This window comes from Saccharopolyspora sp. NPDC049357 (assembly GCF_040677225.1).
Lineage (GTDB): Bacteria > Actinomycetota > Actinomycetes > Mycobacteriales > Pseudonocardiaceae > Saccharopolyspora.
Genome location: NZ_JBFAQJ010000017.1, coordinates 98,357 through 112,662 on the forward strand (window position 1 = coordinate 98,357; position 14,306 = coordinate 112,662).

The following is a 14,306-nucleotide window of genomic DNA, read 5'->3' on the forward strand; positions in this document are numbered from 1 at the left end:
GACAAGACGATGAAGGACACCCATGAGTGACGTGCTCGGCGCCGACACGACGCTGGCCGACCTGCCGCTGCGGGACGACCTGCGCGGCCGCAGCCCCTACGGGGCGCCGCAGCTGGACGTCTCGGTCCGGCTGAACACCAACGAGAACCCCTACCCGCCGCCGCCGGAACTCGTCGCCGACGTGACCGCAGCGGTCCAGGAAGCGGCGGTTGACCTGCACCGGTACCCGGACCGCGACGCCAGGGAGCTGCGCGGCGACCTCGCCGCCTACCTGACCACCGCGACCGGTGTCGGGCTCGCGACGGACAACGTGTGGGCCGCCAACGGCTCGAACGAGGTCCTCCAGCAGATCCTGCAGGCGTTCGGCGGCCCCGGACGCAGCGCGCTGGGCTTCGAGCCCTCGTACTCGATGCACCCGATCCTGTCCGCCGGCACCCGCACCGACTGGCTGCCCGCGCCGCGCCGCCCGGACTTCAGCCTCGACGGTGCCGAAGCGGCCCGCCTGGTCGCCGAGAAGCAGCCCGACGTGGTGTTCGTGACCAGCCCGAACAACCCCACCGGCGCGTCCATCTCGCCGGACGACCTGCTGGCCGTCCTCGACGCCGCGCCCGGCGTGGTCGTGGTCGACGAGGCCTACGCCGAGTTCTCCGCGCAGCCCAGCGCGGTCGAGCTGATCGAGCGCTACCCGGCGAAGGTCATCGTCAGCCGCACCATGAGCAAGGCCTTCGCCTTCGCGGGCGGTCGGCTGGGCTACCTGGCAGCGGCCCCCGCGATGATCGAGGCATTGCTGCTGGTCAGGCTGCCGTACCACCTCTCGGCGGTCACCCAGGCCGCCGCCCGCGCGGCGCTGCGGCACGCCGACGCCACGCTGGGTTCGGTGCGCGCGCTGATCGACGAGCGCGAGCGGGTCGTGGCCGCGCTGCGGGAGCTCGGGTTCACCCCGGCCCCCAGCGACGCCAACTTCGTGCTGTTCGGACGCTTCACCGACGCGCACCGCGCGTGGGAGCGCTACCTGGACTCCGACGTGCTGATCCGCGACGTCGGCATCCCCGGCCACCTGCGGGTCACCATCGGCACGCCCGCCGAGAACGACGCGTTCCTGGCGGCGAGCAAGGCAGTCATTGAGGAGATCGAACGGTGAGTTTTCAGCCAGGCACGCGGGTCGGTCGCGTCGAGCGCACCACCAAGGAGTCGTCGGTGCTGGTCGAGCTCGACCTCGACGGCACCGGGCAGGTCGACATCGACACCACGGTCCCGTTCTACGACCACATGCTCACCGCGCTGGGCACGCACGCGGCCTTCGACCTGAAGGTCAAGTCCACCGGCGACATCCACATCGACGCCCACCACACCGTCGAGGACACCGCGATCGTGCTCGGCCAGGCGCTGCGCCAGGCGCTGGGCGACAAGAAGGGCATCCGCCGCTTCGGCGACGCGTGGATCCCGATGGACGAGACCCTCGCGCACGCCGCCGTGGACGTCTCGGGCCGCTCCTACTGCGTGATGACCGGTGAGCCGGAGGAGTACAACTCCTTCACCATCGGCGGGAACTACCCGTTCGTGCTCAACCGGCACGTGTTCGAGTCGCTGGCCTTCCACTCCCAGATCAACCTGCACACCCGGGTTATCCACGGCCGCGACCCGCACCACATCGCCGAGGCCGAGTACAAGGCCATCGCCCGAGCCCTGCGCGCGGCCGTGGAACCCGACCCCCGCTTCGCCGGAGTGGTCCCCTCCACCAAGGGCGCCCTGTAACGACCACCCACCACGAGCGTCACCCGGGCGGGGCCCTCTTCGAATTTCGCGCGAAATTTGAGTCGGAACTTCGGGCTTCGAATTTCGCGCGAAATTGGAATCCCCCAGGGCAGCACCGCAGGTAGTCGGGTTTCGACGGAGGGTCATGTCGCTTCGCGGCGAGGTCTGGTTCACCTCGTGGGCATCGGGAGTCCGCCTTCCGGTGCCTTGACGGGGTGACGATCGGGCGTGTGCGCGCTTCCTCCCGTTCCGAAACCCCGGTGACGGAGCGGCTCGGCGTGGGCGCGACGTCCCAGCCTCAGGTCGGCGGAGTCGTGGACGGGGAAGCCGTCTCGCTGCGCTTGGGCTACATCGGCCCAGACTTCGCGCGCTTCGCGATCCGCAACCGCCACAGCGAGCCGGCCGAGCCGAGCCACGTGGACGTCCTCGGCGAGAAGTTCGTGGCCGTCCCGGTCACCGCGCACTACCAGTTCACGATCGAAGGCCCCGGTGACATCCGGATGGAGCTCAGCGGTTCGCTGCGCGGCCACGCCGCCGCGGTCGACGTCCAGGCCCGCCACACCGAGCGCGGCCTCACGCTCGAGCTCCGCAACAACGGCCCGCACGAGGTCGTGCTCGACCTGCGCGCCCTCGCCCACTCCGAGCACGAGAAGCGCATCCGGGTCGCGGCGGGCGGAGCCGTGCCGCTCATCTGGCCCGCCCCGCACGGCCACTACGACCTGGAGGTCACCGCTGCCGAGGACGAGACCTTCCACCGCAGGATCGTCGGCGAAGCCGAGCCGGGCGTCGCCTAGTGGTCCTCGGGATACGCGAAACCGCCCCTCGCGCAAGGCGAAGGGCGGTTTCGCGTCGAGGATCAGACCTTCTCGGGGGTCTGGGTCTTCTCCTCGGTGACACCTCCGTCGTCGACGAAGGTCTGCTCGTTGAACGGCGAGTCGCCGGCGAAGACCTGCGCCATCTGGCCGCGGTCGAGCTCCTTGGTCCACGATCCGATGAGGACGGTGGCCACCGCGTTGCCCGCGAAGTTGGTCAGCGCGCGGGCCTCCGACATGAACCGGTCGATGCCCACGATCAGGCCGACGCCGTCGAGCAGCTCCGGGCGGTGCGACTGCAGACCGCCGGCCAGGGTGGCCAGGCCGGCGCCGCTGACGCCCGCCGCGCCCTTCGACGCGACCATCATGAACAGCAGCAGACCGACCTGCTCGCCGATCGACAGCGGGTCGCCCAGGGCGCTCGCGATGAACAGCGACGACATCGTCAGGTAGATCATCGTGCCGTCGAGGTTGAACGAGTAGCCGGTGGGAACCGTGATGCCCACGACCGGCTTGCTCACGCCCAGGTGCTCCATCTTCGCGATCAGCCGCGGCAGCGCCGCCTCCGACGAGGACGTCGACAGGATCAGCAGGAACTCGCGACCCAGGTAGCGCAGCAGCGAGAAGATGTTCACCCGCGCGAACAGCCACAGCACCGCGCCCAGCACGACGAAGATGAACACCGCGCAGGTCGTGTAGAAGCCGAGCATGATCACCGCGAGGCCCTTGAGGGCGTCCACGCCGGTGGCGCCGACCACGGCCGCGATCGCGCCGAACGCGCCGATCGGGGCGACCCACATGACCATCGCCAGGATCTTGAACACCAGGCGCTGGACGTGCTCGATGCCGCGCAGGATGGGCTGGCCCTTCTCGCCCATGCCCTGCAGCGCGAAACCGGCGAGCAGCGCCACCAGGAGCGTCTGCAGCACTTCGCCCTCGGTCAACGCCGAGATCAGCGTCGTCGGGATGATCCCGATCAGGAACTCGGTGGTGCTCTGCGCTTCTTCACCGGCCTGCTCGGCGCCCGAGCCGCGCAGCTCCTCGGTGATCTGCAATCCCTCGCCGGGGTGCAGCACGTTGCCGACCATCAGTCCGATGACCAGCGCGACCACCGACATGATCATGAAGTAGCCGAGCGCCAGACCGCCGACTCGGCCGACCTTGGCGGCCTTGCGGACGCTGCCGACGCCGAGGACGATCGTGCAGAAGATGATGGGCGAGATCATCATCTTGATCAGGTTCACGAAGCCGGTGCCCAGCGGTTTGAGCGCCTTGCCGACGTCGGGGGCCACGAATCCGACGGCGATGCCCGCCACCACGGCGACGATCACCGCGATGTAGAGGTAATGCGTTCTGTCCCGACGTTTCGTCGGCGCAGCATCATTGCTAGCCACAGTTGAACTCCTTGCGGGGCCGGTTTCTCCGGGTCACATACGATTCACCGTGCGTGTCCCAGGTCACGGGAAGATCTGGACGGAGACTATGCGAGCTTTGCACCGACCCCGTCTCGCTTTCGTTCATTGTGTTCACGTCGTCGACATGAGTAAGTGATGTCCAGGTACCGAAACCAGCTCCGCCCGCGTTGGAGCCTCGCGCGACAGCTGTTCGTGCTGCAGGTCATCGTCGTGGCCGTCGTCGTGCTCGCCGGAGCCGCGTTGGCCTGGTACGACGCCGACCGCCGGACCGAGGAGGCCGCGCGCGACCAGGTCGTGGCGGTGGCCCGGACCCTGGCCGCCCAGCCGGGCGTGGCCGACGCCATGGCTTCGCCGGATCCCACCGCGACGCTGCAGCCGCTGGCCGAGCGGGTCAGGGCCGACACCGGGGTCGACTTCATCACGATCATGTCGCCGCAGGGCATCCGCTACACCCACCCCGACCCGTCCCGCATCGGCAAGCCCTTCCGCGGCAACATCGACCCCACGCGGACGCTCGTCGAGACCTACACCGGGACGCTGGGGCCGTCGGTTCGGGCGGTCGTCCCGGTGCACCGCGGTTCCCAGATGGTGGGACTCGTGGCCGACGGCATCGCCGTGCGCGTGCTCACCGACGAGATCCGCAGGCAGGTGTTCGTGCTGGTGCTGGTCGCGGGCGGCGCGCTGCTGCTCGGCGGGGTGCTGACGTACCTGGTGAACGCGCGGATCCGGCGGCACACCCACGGCATGCGACCGGCGGAGCTGTCCCGGATGTACGAGTACCACGACGCGATCCTGCACGCGGTGCGCGAGGGTCTGCTGCTGGTGGCGCCGGACGGGCACGTGACCTTGTGCAACGATGGTGCCGCTGTGCTGCTTTCGCTGGAGTCCGCCGAGGTCGAAGGTGAGCAGGTGTCCGAGCTGGACCTGCCGCCGTCCCTTGTGGACGCCCTCGGCCGCCGCGCGGTCCGCGACGAGGTGCACCTGACCGATGACCGGGTGCTGCTGGTCAACGTCTCCGCGGTGCGCAGCGGCGGCCGCGACCTGGGCAGCGTCGTCACGCTGCGGGACCACACCGAGCTGCAGGCGCTCAGCGGTGAGCTCGACTCGATGCGCGGCTTCGCCGAATCGCTGCGCTCCCAGGCCCACGAGTCCGCGAACCGGCTGCACACCGTCGTCTCGCTGATCGAACTCGGCCGCACCGAGGAGGCCGTCGGGTTCGCCACCTCCGAGCTGGACCTCGCGCAGCGGCTCACCGACCAGGTCGTCGGCGCCGTCGGCGAACCGGTGCTGGCCGCGCTGCTGCTGGGCAAGAGCGCGGAGGCCGGGGAGCGGGGCGTCGAGGTCGTGCTCAGCGAGGACACCGAGGTCGACGACGCCGCGCTGGAGCACCTCGACACCCGAGACCTGGTGACCATCCTCGGGAACCTGATCGACAACGCCGTGGAGGCCGTGGCCGACCGGCCGCGCCCGCGCGTCGAGGTGACCATTCAGTCCACAGCGGACGGACTGCTGATCCGGGTCGCCGACAACGGGCCCGGCGTCCCCGCCGACACCTCCGAGCTGTTCCGGCGCGGCTGGTCGACGAAGTCCGACGACCGCGGCCTCGGGCTGGCGCTGGTCGGGCAGAGCGTGCGGCGGCACGGCGGCACCGTCGACGTCGGCGGCGACGAGGGTGCGGTGTTCACCGTCCGGCTCCCGGGGGCGTCGCGGTGATCTCGGTTCTGGTGGTCGAGGACGACCCCGTGGCCGGCGAGGCGCACGAGGCCTACGTCAACCGCGTCGAGGGCTTCGCCGTGGCCGGGCGCGTCCGCACCGGTCAGGCCGCGCTGCGGTTCGTCGAGCACACCTCGGTGGACCTGGTGCTGCTGGACCTGCGGCTGCCGGACATGGACGGACTCCAGGTGGCCCGCGCGCTGCGCACCGCCGGACTGCCCATCGACGTCATCGCGGTGACCTCGGCGCGGGATCTGAAGGTGGTGCGCGCGGCGGTGTCCAGCGGCGTCGTGCAGTACCTGCTCAAACCGTTCACCTTCGCCGCCATGCGCGAGAAGCTGGACCACTACGCCCGCTTCCGCGCCACCCTCGGCCAGGACCGCGAGGTCCAGGGCCAGGCCGAGATCGACCGCGCCTTCTCCACGCTGCGGGGAGTGGATCGAGCGGCCCTGCCCAAGGGCATGGGCGAGGAAACCCTCGCCGCGGTCGTCACCGCCCTCCGGGCCATGCCCTCCGGTGGCTCGGCGGGCGCCGTGGGCGAGGCCGCCGGCGTCTCCCGCGTCACCGCCCGCCGCTACCTCGAATACCTCTCCGGCACAGGGATGGTCGAACGCCTCCCCACCTACGGCGCGGTCGGTCGCCCAGAAATGACCTACACCTGGACAGGCGAATCCTGACCGATCCCAGGTGTTCGACCCCACCCGCTCCCCTCCCGACACCGGATTTCAGTGGAAGTCCGGTACGGGGTTTCAGTGGAAGTCCGGTACGGGGTTTCAGCGGAAGTCTGGTACCGGGTTTCAGTGGAAGTCAGACACCGGATTTCAGTGGAAGTCAGAATCCCGATTTCCACTGAAATCCTGGTGATCGACCGGTGGGGGCGTCGTTGGTGACCCGCTGGTGGGGTGTTGTTCGGTCGGGGCGGGGTCATCCCGTGTGGTCGGTCTTGGGGCGGAGGAGGGGAGCTCCTGGGCCGTTCTCGGCTTGGAGGTCGTCGGGGTTGTTGAGGATGCAGGTGCGCAGCGACAGGCAGCCGCAGCCGATGCAGCCGGTGAGGTTGTCGCGGAGTCGCTGCAGGCCGTCGATGCGGGCGTCGAGCTCGTCGCGCCAACGCCGGGAGAGCCGGGACCAGTCGGTCTTGGTGGGCGCGTGGTCGTCGGGGAGCGTGGCGAGGGCCTCGGAGATCTGCTCCAGGCTGAGCCCGACCCGTTGCGCGGCGCGGATGAACGCCAGCCGGCGCAGCACGGCCCGCTGGTAGCGGCGCTGGTTACCGGTGGTGCGGGTGGAGCTGATCAGGCCGCGTTCCTCGTAGAAGCGCAGCGCCGTCTGGGCGACTCCGCTGCGGTGCGCGACCTCCCCGATGGTCAGCAGGGCGGGTAGTTTCGTCACGCTGGCCAGATTAGCCGAAAACCTCCAGCTAGGTGGAGATATTCCGCCCTTGACTTCGACTTAACTCGAAGTCCCATCCTGGTCCGCATGGCGATCAAGACGGACTACCAGTACGCGGACCTGCGTCCGCTGATGACCAGGATGACCGGCGACGAGAAGCACGACTCCGCCGCCACCTCCACCCTCGACGTGCTGTGGGTGCTCTACGACCATGTCCTCTCGGTCGGCCCGGACCGCGTCGACGACCCGCAGCGAGACCGGTTCCTGCTGTCCAAGGGGCACGGTCCGATGGCCTACTACGCGGTCCTGGCCGCCAAGGGCTTCCTGGACCCGGCCGAGCTCGACCGCTTCGGCGAGTTCGACTCGCGGCTGGGCTTCCACCCCGACCGGGTGCTGGCGCCCGGCGTGGAGATCGGCAGCGGCTCGCTCGGGCACGGCCTCCCGCTCGCCCTCGGCATGACGCTGGGGCTGCGCGCGCGGGGGCTCGACCGGCCGCGCGTGGTCGTGCTCGTCGGCGACGCCGAACTGGACGAGGGCAGCAACCACGAGGCCATCCAGGTCGCCGGGCGCTGGGGACTGGGCCGGCTGACCACCGTGGTGATCGACAACCGCTCGTCGAGCACCGGCTGGCCCGGCGGCATCGCCGATCGCTTCGCGCGCGAGGGCTGGGCGACCCGCGTGGTCGACGGCCGCGACCACACCGCGCTCCACCAGGCGCTGAGCGCCACCTTCACCGACCGCCCGCTCGCGGTGGTCGCCGAGGTCGAACCCCGAGGAGGGAACCGATGAGCATGCGCGAGCAGTTCGTGCGCACCACCACCGAAGCCATGGAGACCGACCCGAGGGTCGCGCTGGTGCTGGCGGAGATCTCCGCCGACCGCTTCACCGACGCCCTCGACCGGCACGCCGACCGGGTGTTCAACGTCGGCATCCGGGAGCAGGCCATGGTCGGCGTCGCCGGGGGACTGGCCCTGGCGGGGATGCGGCCGGTGCTGCACTCGATCACGCCGTTCGTCGTGGAACGGCCCTTCGAGCAGCTCAAGCTCGACCTCGGCCACCAGGGCGTCGGGGCGATCGCCGTCAGCACCGGAGCCTCCTACGACTACCCGACGGCCGGGCGCACCCACATGGCCCCCGGTGACGTCGCGCTGATCGACACGCTGCCCGGCTGGACCGTGCACGTGCCCGGCCACCCCGACGAGGTCGACGCCCTGCTGAGCCGCGAGTTCGGCCACGACGACCCCGCCTACCTGCGACTTTCCGATCGCGCCAACGCCGAACCGCTGGTGACCGGGCCCGGCTGGCACCCGGTGCGACACGGCCGCGACGGCGTGGTGCTGGCCGTGGGCCCGATGCTCACGCCGGTGCTGGCGGCCACCGCCGCGATGGACGTCACCGTCCTCTACGCCGCCACCATCCGGCCCTTCGACGCCGACGGCCTTCGTGCCGCCGTCCGCGCCGCGAGCCCGGACGTCGTGCTCGTCGAGCCCTACCTGCGGGGCACCTCCACCCACGAGGTCGCCGAGGCGCTCGCCGACACCCCGCACCGGGTGCTGTCGCTGGGCGTGCGCCGGGACCGGGAGCTGCGCGCCTACGGCACCGCGGACGAGCACGAGGCCGCGCACGGGCTCGGCCCGACCGGCATCGCGGGCGAGGTGGCGCACTTCCTGCACGGGGTCGGGAAGCGGGTCGCGTGAGGCCGGTAGCCTGAACCCGTGGCACGAGTCGTCATCTTGGACTACGGATCAGGCAACCTCCGCTCCGCCGAACGCGCTCTCCAGCGCGCGGGCGCCGACGTCGAGGTGACCGCCGACCATCGTGCCGCCGTCGAGGCGGAGGGCCTGGTGGTCCCGGGCGTCGGCGCGTTCGCGGCCTGCATGGAAGGACTGCTGGAGGTCGGCGGCGACAAGATCATCGACCAGCGGCTCTCCGGTGGTCGACCGGTGCTGGGCATCTGCGTGGGCATGCAGGTGCTGTTCGGGCAGGGCGTGGAGCACGGCGTGCAGGCCGACGGCTGCGGCCAGTGGCCCGGCACCGTGGAGCGGCTGCACGCCGACGTGCTGCCCCACATGGGCTGGAACACCGTCCAGGCGCCCAGCGACAGCGTGCTGTTCGCCGGCCTGGACGCCGACACCCGCTTCTACTTCGTGCACTCCTTCGCGGTCCGCAAGTGGGAGCTGGAGAGCTCCGACACGATCGCCACTCCCAGGGTGACCTGGGCCGAGCACGGCGAGCCGTTCGTGGCCGCCGTGGAGAACGGAGCCCTGATGGCCACCCAGTTCCACCCGGAGAAGTCCGGCGACGCCGGTGCCCGGCTGCTGCGCAACTGGCTGGAGGCCCTGTGACCCGCCGGCACGGGCTGATGGGCCCGAACACGGTTCGCGTGGTGGCGCTGGTGCTCGCGGTCGGCATGGCCTCGACCGTCGGCGGCCCGTACCTGGTCCAGGCCGGGGTGCCGCTGCTCGTGGTGATCGCGCTGAGCGTCCTGGTGCTCGCGGTCCCGCTGCTGGCCATCGTCCGCAGCGAGCGTTCCCGCCGCTGACCTGCGGAAACGTCGCGTCATTCGAATTTCGCGCGAAATTCGACTCCGAACTTCGGGAGTCGAACTTCGCGCGAAATTCGAAATCCCTCGTCCGTTCGGGGGAGGCGGAGGTGGTGGCCGGGTGCTCGGGCTCGGTGCGGCGTCATTAGGGTTGTGGGCGTGAGCTTCACTCTTCTTCCCGCTGTTGACGTTGCCGATGGGCAGGCCGTCCGCCTCGTGCAGGGCGCCGCCGGTACCGAAACCTCCTACGGTGATCCGCTGGAGGCCGCGCTGACCTGGCAGCGCGCGGGTGCGGAGTGGGTCCACCTGGTCGACCTCGACGCCGCGTTCGGCCGCGGCAGCAACCGCGAGCTGCTGGCCGAGGTCACCGGGAAGCTGGACGTGCAGGTCGAGCTCTCCGGCGGCATCCGCGACGACGCCTCCCTGGAAGCCGCGCTGGCCACCGGCTGCGCGCGGGTCAACCTCGGTACCGCGGCGCTGGAGAACCCGGAGTGGGCCGACCGCGTCGTGGCCGAGTACGGCGACCGCGTGGCCGTAGGGCTGGACGTGCGCATCACCGAGCAGGGCCACCGCCTGGCCGCGCGCGGCTGGACCAAGGACGGCGGCGACCTGTGGGAGGTGCTGGCCCGCCTCGACGCCGCCGGCTGCCGCCGCTACGTCGTCACCGACGTCGGCAAGGACGGCACCCTGCAGGGCCCGAACACCGAGCTGCTGCGCGAGGTCTGCTCCCGCACCGACGCCCCGGTGATCGCCTCCGGCGGTGTCTCCAGCGTCGACGACCTCGTCGCGCTGTCCGAGCTGGCCTCGGCCGGCCTGGAGGGCTCGATCGTCGGCAAGGCCCTCTACGCCCAGAACTTCACCCTCGAAGAGGCGCTGGCGGCCGTTCGCTGAAACCCCGGATCTTCTCCGGGAAAGCCCTGATCGACTTCCTCGCGTGAGATCACCACGGTGGTGGTCGTGATCCGAAACGCGGATCCGACCATCACTGGAGGAACTCGATGCGACGAATGCTGGGGGCGTTGCTGGCGGTCGGGGTGATCGCGGGCGCGGCCGCACCGGCCCACGCCGAACCCGCCCTGGACTGGCAGCCCTGCGCGGAGAACGCCGAGGTCGAGTGCTCGACCGTGCGCGTCCCGCTGGACTGGGCGAACCCGCGGGGCGAGCAGATCGACATCGCGGTGGCCCGGCGTCCGGCGACGGATCCGGCCCGCCGGATCGGCACGCTGGTCTACATGCCGGGCGGCCCGGGCGGCACCGGCGTGAGCTCGCTGGTCGCGGGCAACCCCTTCGCCGCCGACCTCGCCGCCCGCTTCGACGTGGTCAGCTACGACCCGCGCGGCTTCGGCGGCAGCCACCAGCTGCGGTGCGATCCGGCGCTGATCGCGGAACGTCCGGACGTCCGCCCGGACGGGCCCGAGCACTTCGAGCGGCTGCTCGACCACAACCGCCGCGCCTCCGACGACTGCCGGGCGCGCAGCGGCGCGATCGTCGACCACATGGACACCGCGAGCGTCGCCCGCGACATCGACGCGTTCCGCGCGGCCCTCGGCGAGCAGCAGCTGAGCCTCTACGGCATCTCGTACGGAACGCTGACCGGCCAGATGTACGCCGAGCAGTTCCCCGAGCGCGTCCGGTCGCTGGTGCTGGACAGCGTCTTCGACCACAGTCAGGACACCGCCGGGTTCCTGGTCACCCAGGCCGAGGCGGCGGAGGACTCGTTCGGCGAGTTCGCGAAGTGGTGCGATCGGGACGCGGCGTGCGCGCTGCACGGTGAGGACGTCGGCGCGGTCTTCGACGAGCTCTACGAGCGGGCGGACGCCGGGGAGCTGCCGCAACCGGGCGGTTCGAAGCCGATGACGCCGCAGGACCTCACCCGCAGCACGATCAGCGCCTTCTACGGGCCGGACTGGCACGCGCTGGCAGCCGAGCTCGACGAGCTGCGCAACAGCGAGCCGATCGCCGCGGCGCGGCAGCAGGAACCGATCCCGAACCCCGCGGCGGCCTTCTGCGGCGACCACCGCATCGAGGCCGGATCCGCCGAGGACTACGCCCAGCTGTGGAAGCGGCAGGAGCAGGCCGCTCCGCACCTGCGCGGCGGCGTGGGCGGCGCGCTGGCCCCGCACTGCCTCGACTGGCGGGCACCGGTGCAGAACCCGCAGCACGTTCCGGAAATCCGCACCGCCGCACCGATCCTCATCCTCAACGCGCTGCACGACCCGGCGACCGGCTACAACTGGGCGACCACTGTGGACTCCCACGTCGAGCGGGCCACCTTGCTCACCTACGACGGTTGGGGCCACGGCGTCTACGACCGCAACGAGTGCACGCTCGACGCCGCGCACGCCTACCTGATCGACGGCGTGATGCCGCCCGAGGGCGCTCACTGCCCAGCGGTCCAGCCCGAACCGGTGCAGACCGCTGTGCGACCCGTCGCACCTTGGTGACCGGCGTCCCCACCCCGGCCTCGTCCGGGGTGGGGACGTCTACCCTGGTGCGCATGGGCGTAGCTGTGCGTGTGATCCCGTGCCTGGACGTGGACCAGGGACGGGTCGTCAAGGGAGTCAACTTCACCGATCTCCGCGATGCCGGTGACCCGGTCGAGCTGGCGAACGCCTACGACGCCGAGCACGCCGACGAGCTGACCTTCCTCGACGTCACCGCGTCCTCCTCGGACCGCGAGACGACCTTCGACGTGGTCCGGCGCACCGCCGAGCAGGTGTTCATCCCGCTGACCGTCGGTGGCGGCGTGCGCAGCACCGAGGACATCAACCGGCTGCTGCGCGCCGGGGCCGACAAGGTCAGCCTGAACACCGCGGCGATCGCGCGGCCCGAGCTGCTCAACGAGTCCTCGAAGCGGTTCGGCGCGCAGTGCGTCGTGCTGTCGGTCGACGCCCGCCGGGTTCCCGAGGGCGGGCAGCCCACGCCGTCGGGCTTCGAGGTCACCACGCACGGCGGACGCCGCGGCACCGGCATCTGCGCCGTCGAGTGGGCCGCGAAGGGCGAGCAGCTGGACGTCGGCGAGATCCTGCTGAACTCGATGGACGCCGACGGCACCAAGGCCGGCTTCGACCTGGAGATGATCCGCGCGGTGCGCGAGGTCGTCGACGTGCCGCTGATCGCCAGCGGCGGTGCCGGCGCGGTCGAGCACTTCGCTCCCGCCGTGCACGCCGGGGCGGACGCGGTGCTGGCCGCCAGCGTCTTCCACTTCGGACAACTGCGCATCGGCGAGGTCAAGGACGCGATGCGGGCGGAAGGGATCACGGTCCGATGAGCGAGCTCGACCCGAAGATCGCCGACCGGATCAAGCGCAACGCCGACGGGCTCGTCGCCGCCATCGCGCAGCAGCGCGGCACCGGCGAGGTGCTGATGATGGCGTGGATGGACGACGAGGCCCTGCACCGCACCCTCACCACCCGCCGCGCCACCTACTTCTCCCGCAGCCGCGGCACCTACTGGGTCAAGGGCGAGACGTCCGGGCACACCCAGCACGTCCACGAGGTCCGCCTCGACTGCGACGGCGACACCCTGCTGCTGGTCGTCGACCAGCAGGGCGCGGCCTGCCACACCGGCGACCACACCTGCTTCGACGCCGACGTCCTGCTCTCCTAGTGGCTGCGGTCACTGCGCCGGTTCACGGGCAGTGGCGCGTGTCCAGGGAAACCGAGCCCGTGGCGCAGCCGCGTTCGTCCAGGAGACGGCCCACCAGCTTGACCGGGCGCACGGCGATGCTGCGGTCGATGACGTCGAGGTGGGGGAGGCCTCGGGTCATCTGGGTCTCGAGCTCCTGCACGTCGACCAGGGAGCGCAGCCAGACGGAGATGATGAGGTTGTAGGGCCCGGCCGTGGACGTCACGGAGCGGACCTCGGGGATCCGGGCCAGGGCGCGCCCCGTTTCGTCGAGGTGGGCGGTGGCGACCTTGGCGAAGAACCAGGCGTAGACGGGCCACCCGGTCAACGTGCGGGCGAGCTCGCAGCGCAAGCGGAGCTGCTGGCTCGCGGTCAGCCGCGCGAGTCGTCGGCGGACCGTGCTGGCGCTGGTCGAAGCGGCTTCGGCCAGCTCGCTGATCGCCGCCCGCCCGTTGGCGGCGAGGGTGACCGCGATGGCCCAGTCCTCCTCGCTGGGCCGGCCGGCCGGCTGCTCTCCGGAGTCATCGGCTTCGCGCGCCATCGTCGCCAGCTGCTCCTGGTCGAGGGCGCGCAGCCGCCAGCGGCTGCCCTCGGTGTAGGTCTTGATGACCAGGTGGCTGCGCACGTGCCGCAGGTGCCGCACCCGGCTCATGCGTTCGAGCAGGTAGCTCGACAGCACCTCCGGGTTCGGCGCGCACACCGTGACCAGCACGTCCCGTCCGCCCGCGGTGACGTCCACCGTCATGGCCTGGGGATCCTCGGCGAGCTCCTCGGCCACCGGCACGCCGCGTCCCGGTTCGCACTCGATCTCGACGAAGGCGTTCGCCTGGTTGGGCGTGATCGGCGGGTACGCCGAGATCCACGCCTGCCCGTTGCGCTCCAAGCGCTCCCACCTGCGCGCGGCCGTGACGGGATCGATCCCCACCACTCGGCCGACCAAGGACCACGAGGCGCGCGGCCGGATCTGCAAGGCGTTGACCAGAGCGAGGTCGACTTCGTCAACGGTGGCTGAATCCTGCATCTGATCTCGAATACTGGTGTGTTCCTGCACTTGTT

The 14,306-nt window shown here is 70.9% G+C and carries 16 protein-coding genes; 13 read left to right on the plus strand and 3 right to left on the minus strand.

The window, feature by feature from the left end; genetic code table 11:
- Window positions 1-22: 22 nt before the first annotated feature.
- The 3 genes from AB0J91_RS16765 to AB0J91_RS16775 all read left to right on the plus strand — a co-directional run bounded on the left by AB0J91_RS16765 (window position 23) and on the right by AB0J91_RS16775 (window position 2,549).
- Window positions 23-1,141: a histidinol-phosphate transaminase gene (locus tag AB0J91_RS16765; protein ID WP_363869343.1), complete on the plus strand. Its 1,119-nt coding sequence runs from the start codon at window positions 23-25 to the stop codon at window positions 1,139-1,141.
- Window positions 1,138-1,755: an imidazoleglycerol-phosphate dehydratase HisB gene (gene hisB, locus AB0J91_RS16770; RefSeq protein ID WP_132686197.1), complete on the plus strand. Its 618-nt coding sequence runs from the start codon at window positions 1,138-1,140 to the stop codon at window positions 1,753-1,755. The genes AB0J91_RS16765 and hisB overlap by 4 nt, the downstream gene beginning before the upstream one ends.
- Window positions 1,756-1,970: 215 nt before the next feature.
- The gene (locus tag AB0J91_RS16775; RefSeq protein ID WP_363869346.1) at window positions 1,971-2,549 is read left to right on the plus strand and encodes a phospholipase domain-containing protein; all 579 of its coding nucleotides are present in this window, start codon (window positions 1,971-1,973) and stop codon (window positions 2,547-2,549) included.
- A gap of 62 nt (window positions 2,550-2,611) precedes the next feature.
- Here AB0J91_RS16775 and AB0J91_RS16780 read toward each other — a convergent pair whose 3' ends face one another.
- Window positions 2,612-3,961, minus strand: a complete 1,350-nt coding sequence (locus AB0J91_RS16780) for a cation:dicarboxylase symporter family transporter (RefSeq protein WP_363869349.1) — start codon at window positions 3,959-3,961, stop codon at window positions 2,612-2,614.
- Window positions 3,962-4,117: 156 nt separating this feature from the next.
- On the opposite strand from AB0J91_RS16780, the gene AB0J91_RS16785 reads away from it, so the two are divergent.
- Window positions 4,118-5,695 carry a sensor histidine kinase gene (locus tag AB0J91_RS16785; protein ID WP_363869352.1) on the plus strand — a complete coding sequence of 526 codons (1,578 nt, stop codon included), beginning with the start codon at window positions 4,118-4,120 and terminating at the stop codon, window positions 5,693-5,695.
- Window positions 5,692-6,372: a response regulator gene (locus tag AB0J91_RS16790; RefSeq protein WP_363869355.1), complete on the plus strand. Its 681-nt coding sequence runs from the start codon at window positions 5,692-5,694 to the stop codon at window positions 6,370-6,372. Before AB0J91_RS16785 ends, AB0J91_RS16790 begins: the two co-directional genes overlap by 4 nt.
- A gap of 247 nt (window positions 6,373-6,619) precedes the next feature.
- Here AB0J91_RS16790 and soxR read toward each other — a convergent pair whose 3' ends face one another.
- Window positions 6,620-7,081, minus strand: coding sequence for a redox-sensitive transcriptional activator SoxR (gene soxR, locus AB0J91_RS16795; protein ID WP_363869358.1), 462 nt, complete (start codon window positions 7,079-7,081; stop codon window positions 6,620-6,622).
- An 87-nt stretch (window positions 7,082-7,168) separates the two neighbouring features.
- Here soxR and AB0J91_RS16800 point away from each other — a divergent pair, with 87 nt between their 5' ends.
- From AB0J91_RS16800 to hisI, 8 genes are all read left to right on the plus strand, one after another.
- Entirely contained in the window at window positions 7,169-7,870 is a 702-nt protein-coding gene (locus AB0J91_RS16800) for a thiamine pyrophosphate-dependent enzyme (protein ID WP_363869361.1), read from the plus strand.
- Window positions 7,867-8,778 carry a transketolase C-terminal domain-containing protein gene (locus tag AB0J91_RS16805; RefSeq protein ID WP_363869364.1) on the plus strand — a complete coding sequence of 304 codons (912 nt, stop codon included), beginning with the start codon at window positions 7,867-7,869 and terminating at the stop codon, window positions 8,776-8,778. Before AB0J91_RS16800 ends, AB0J91_RS16805 begins: the two co-directional genes overlap by 4 nt.
- Window positions 8,779-8,796: 18 nt before the next feature.
- A complete protein-coding gene (gene hisH / locus AB0J91_RS16810; RefSeq protein ID WP_363789206.1) occupies window positions 8,797-9,426 on the plus strand; it encodes an imidazole glycerol phosphate synthase subunit HisH in 630 nt (209 codons plus the stop codon).
- Entirely contained in the window at window positions 9,423-9,623 is a 201-nt protein-coding gene (locus tag AB0J91_RS16815) for a hypothetical protein (protein ID WP_207918954.1), read from the plus strand. The genes hisH and AB0J91_RS16815 overlap by 4 nt, the downstream gene beginning before the upstream one ends.
- A gap of 159 nt (window positions 9,624-9,782) precedes the next feature.
- Window positions 9,783-10,514 carry a bifunctional 1-(5-phosphoribosyl)-5-((5-phosphoribosylamino)methylideneamino)imidazole-4-carboxamide isomerase/phosphoribosylanthranilate isomerase PriA gene (gene priA, locus AB0J91_RS16820; RefSeq protein WP_363869367.1) on the plus strand — a complete coding sequence of 244 codons (732 nt, stop codon included), beginning with the start codon at window positions 9,783-9,785 and terminating at the stop codon, window positions 10,512-10,514.
- A gap of 107 nt (window positions 10,515-10,621) precedes the next feature.
- Window positions 10,622-12,067: an alpha/beta fold hydrolase gene (locus tag AB0J91_RS16825; protein WP_363869370.1), complete on the plus strand. Its 1,446-nt coding sequence runs from the start codon at window positions 10,622-10,624 to the stop codon at window positions 12,065-12,067.
- A 53-nt stretch (window positions 12,068-12,120) separates the two neighbouring features.
- Window positions 12,121-12,894, plus strand: coding sequence for an imidazole glycerol phosphate synthase subunit HisF (gene hisF, locus AB0J91_RS16830; RefSeq protein WP_363869373.1), 774 nt, complete (start codon window positions 12,121-12,123; stop codon window positions 12,892-12,894).
- Window positions 12,891-13,232: a phosphoribosyl-AMP cyclohydrolase gene (gene hisI / locus AB0J91_RS16835; protein ID WP_363869376.1), complete on the plus strand. Its 342-nt coding sequence runs from the start codon at window positions 12,891-12,893 to the stop codon at window positions 13,230-13,232. The genes hisF and hisI overlap by 4 nt, the downstream gene beginning before the upstream one ends.
- 22 nt (window positions 13,233-13,254) lie before the next feature.
- Here the strand turns inward: hisI and AB0J91_RS16840 are convergent, their stop codons facing one another.
- Window positions 13,255-14,271, minus strand: a complete 1,017-nt coding sequence (locus AB0J91_RS16840) for an Lrp/AsnC ligand binding domain-containing protein (protein ID WP_363869379.1) — start codon at window positions 14,269-14,271, stop codon at window positions 13,255-13,257.
- Between the last annotated feature and the right edge of the window lie 35 nt (window positions 14,272-14,306).

Coding starts and splice junctions, on each gene's coding strand:
- AB0J91_RS16785 (WP_363869352.1), top strand. CDS start 4,118: ATGTCCAGGTACCGAAACCAGCTCCGCCCGCGTTGGAGCCTCGCGCGA.
- AB0J91_RS16825 (WP_363869370.1), top strand. CDS start 10,622: ATGCGACGAATGCTGGGGGCGTTGCTGGCGGTCGGGGTGATCGCGGGC.
- AB0J91_RS16805 (WP_363869364.1), top strand. CDS start 7,867: ATGAGCATGCGCGAGCAGTTCGTGCGCACCACCACCGAAGCCATGGAG.
- AB0J91_RS16840 (WP_363869379.1), bottom strand. CDS start 14,271: ATGCAGGATTCAGCCACCGTTGACGAAGTCGACCTCGCTCTGGTCAAC.
- AB0J91_RS16800 (WP_363869361.1), top strand. CDS start 7,169: ATGGCGATCAAGACGGACTACCAGTACGCGGACCTGCGTCCGCTGATG.
- hisF (WP_363869373.1), top strand. CDS start 12,121: ATGGGCGTAGCTGTGCGTGTGATCCCGTGCCTGGACGTGGACCAGGGA.
- hisI (WP_363869376.1), top strand. CDS start 12,891: ATGAGCGAGCTCGACCCGAAGATCGCCGACCGGATCAAGCGCAACGCC.
- AB0J91_RS16765 (WP_363869343.1), top strand. CDS start 23: ATGAGTGACGTGCTCGGCGCCGACACGACGCTGGCCGACCTGCCGCTG.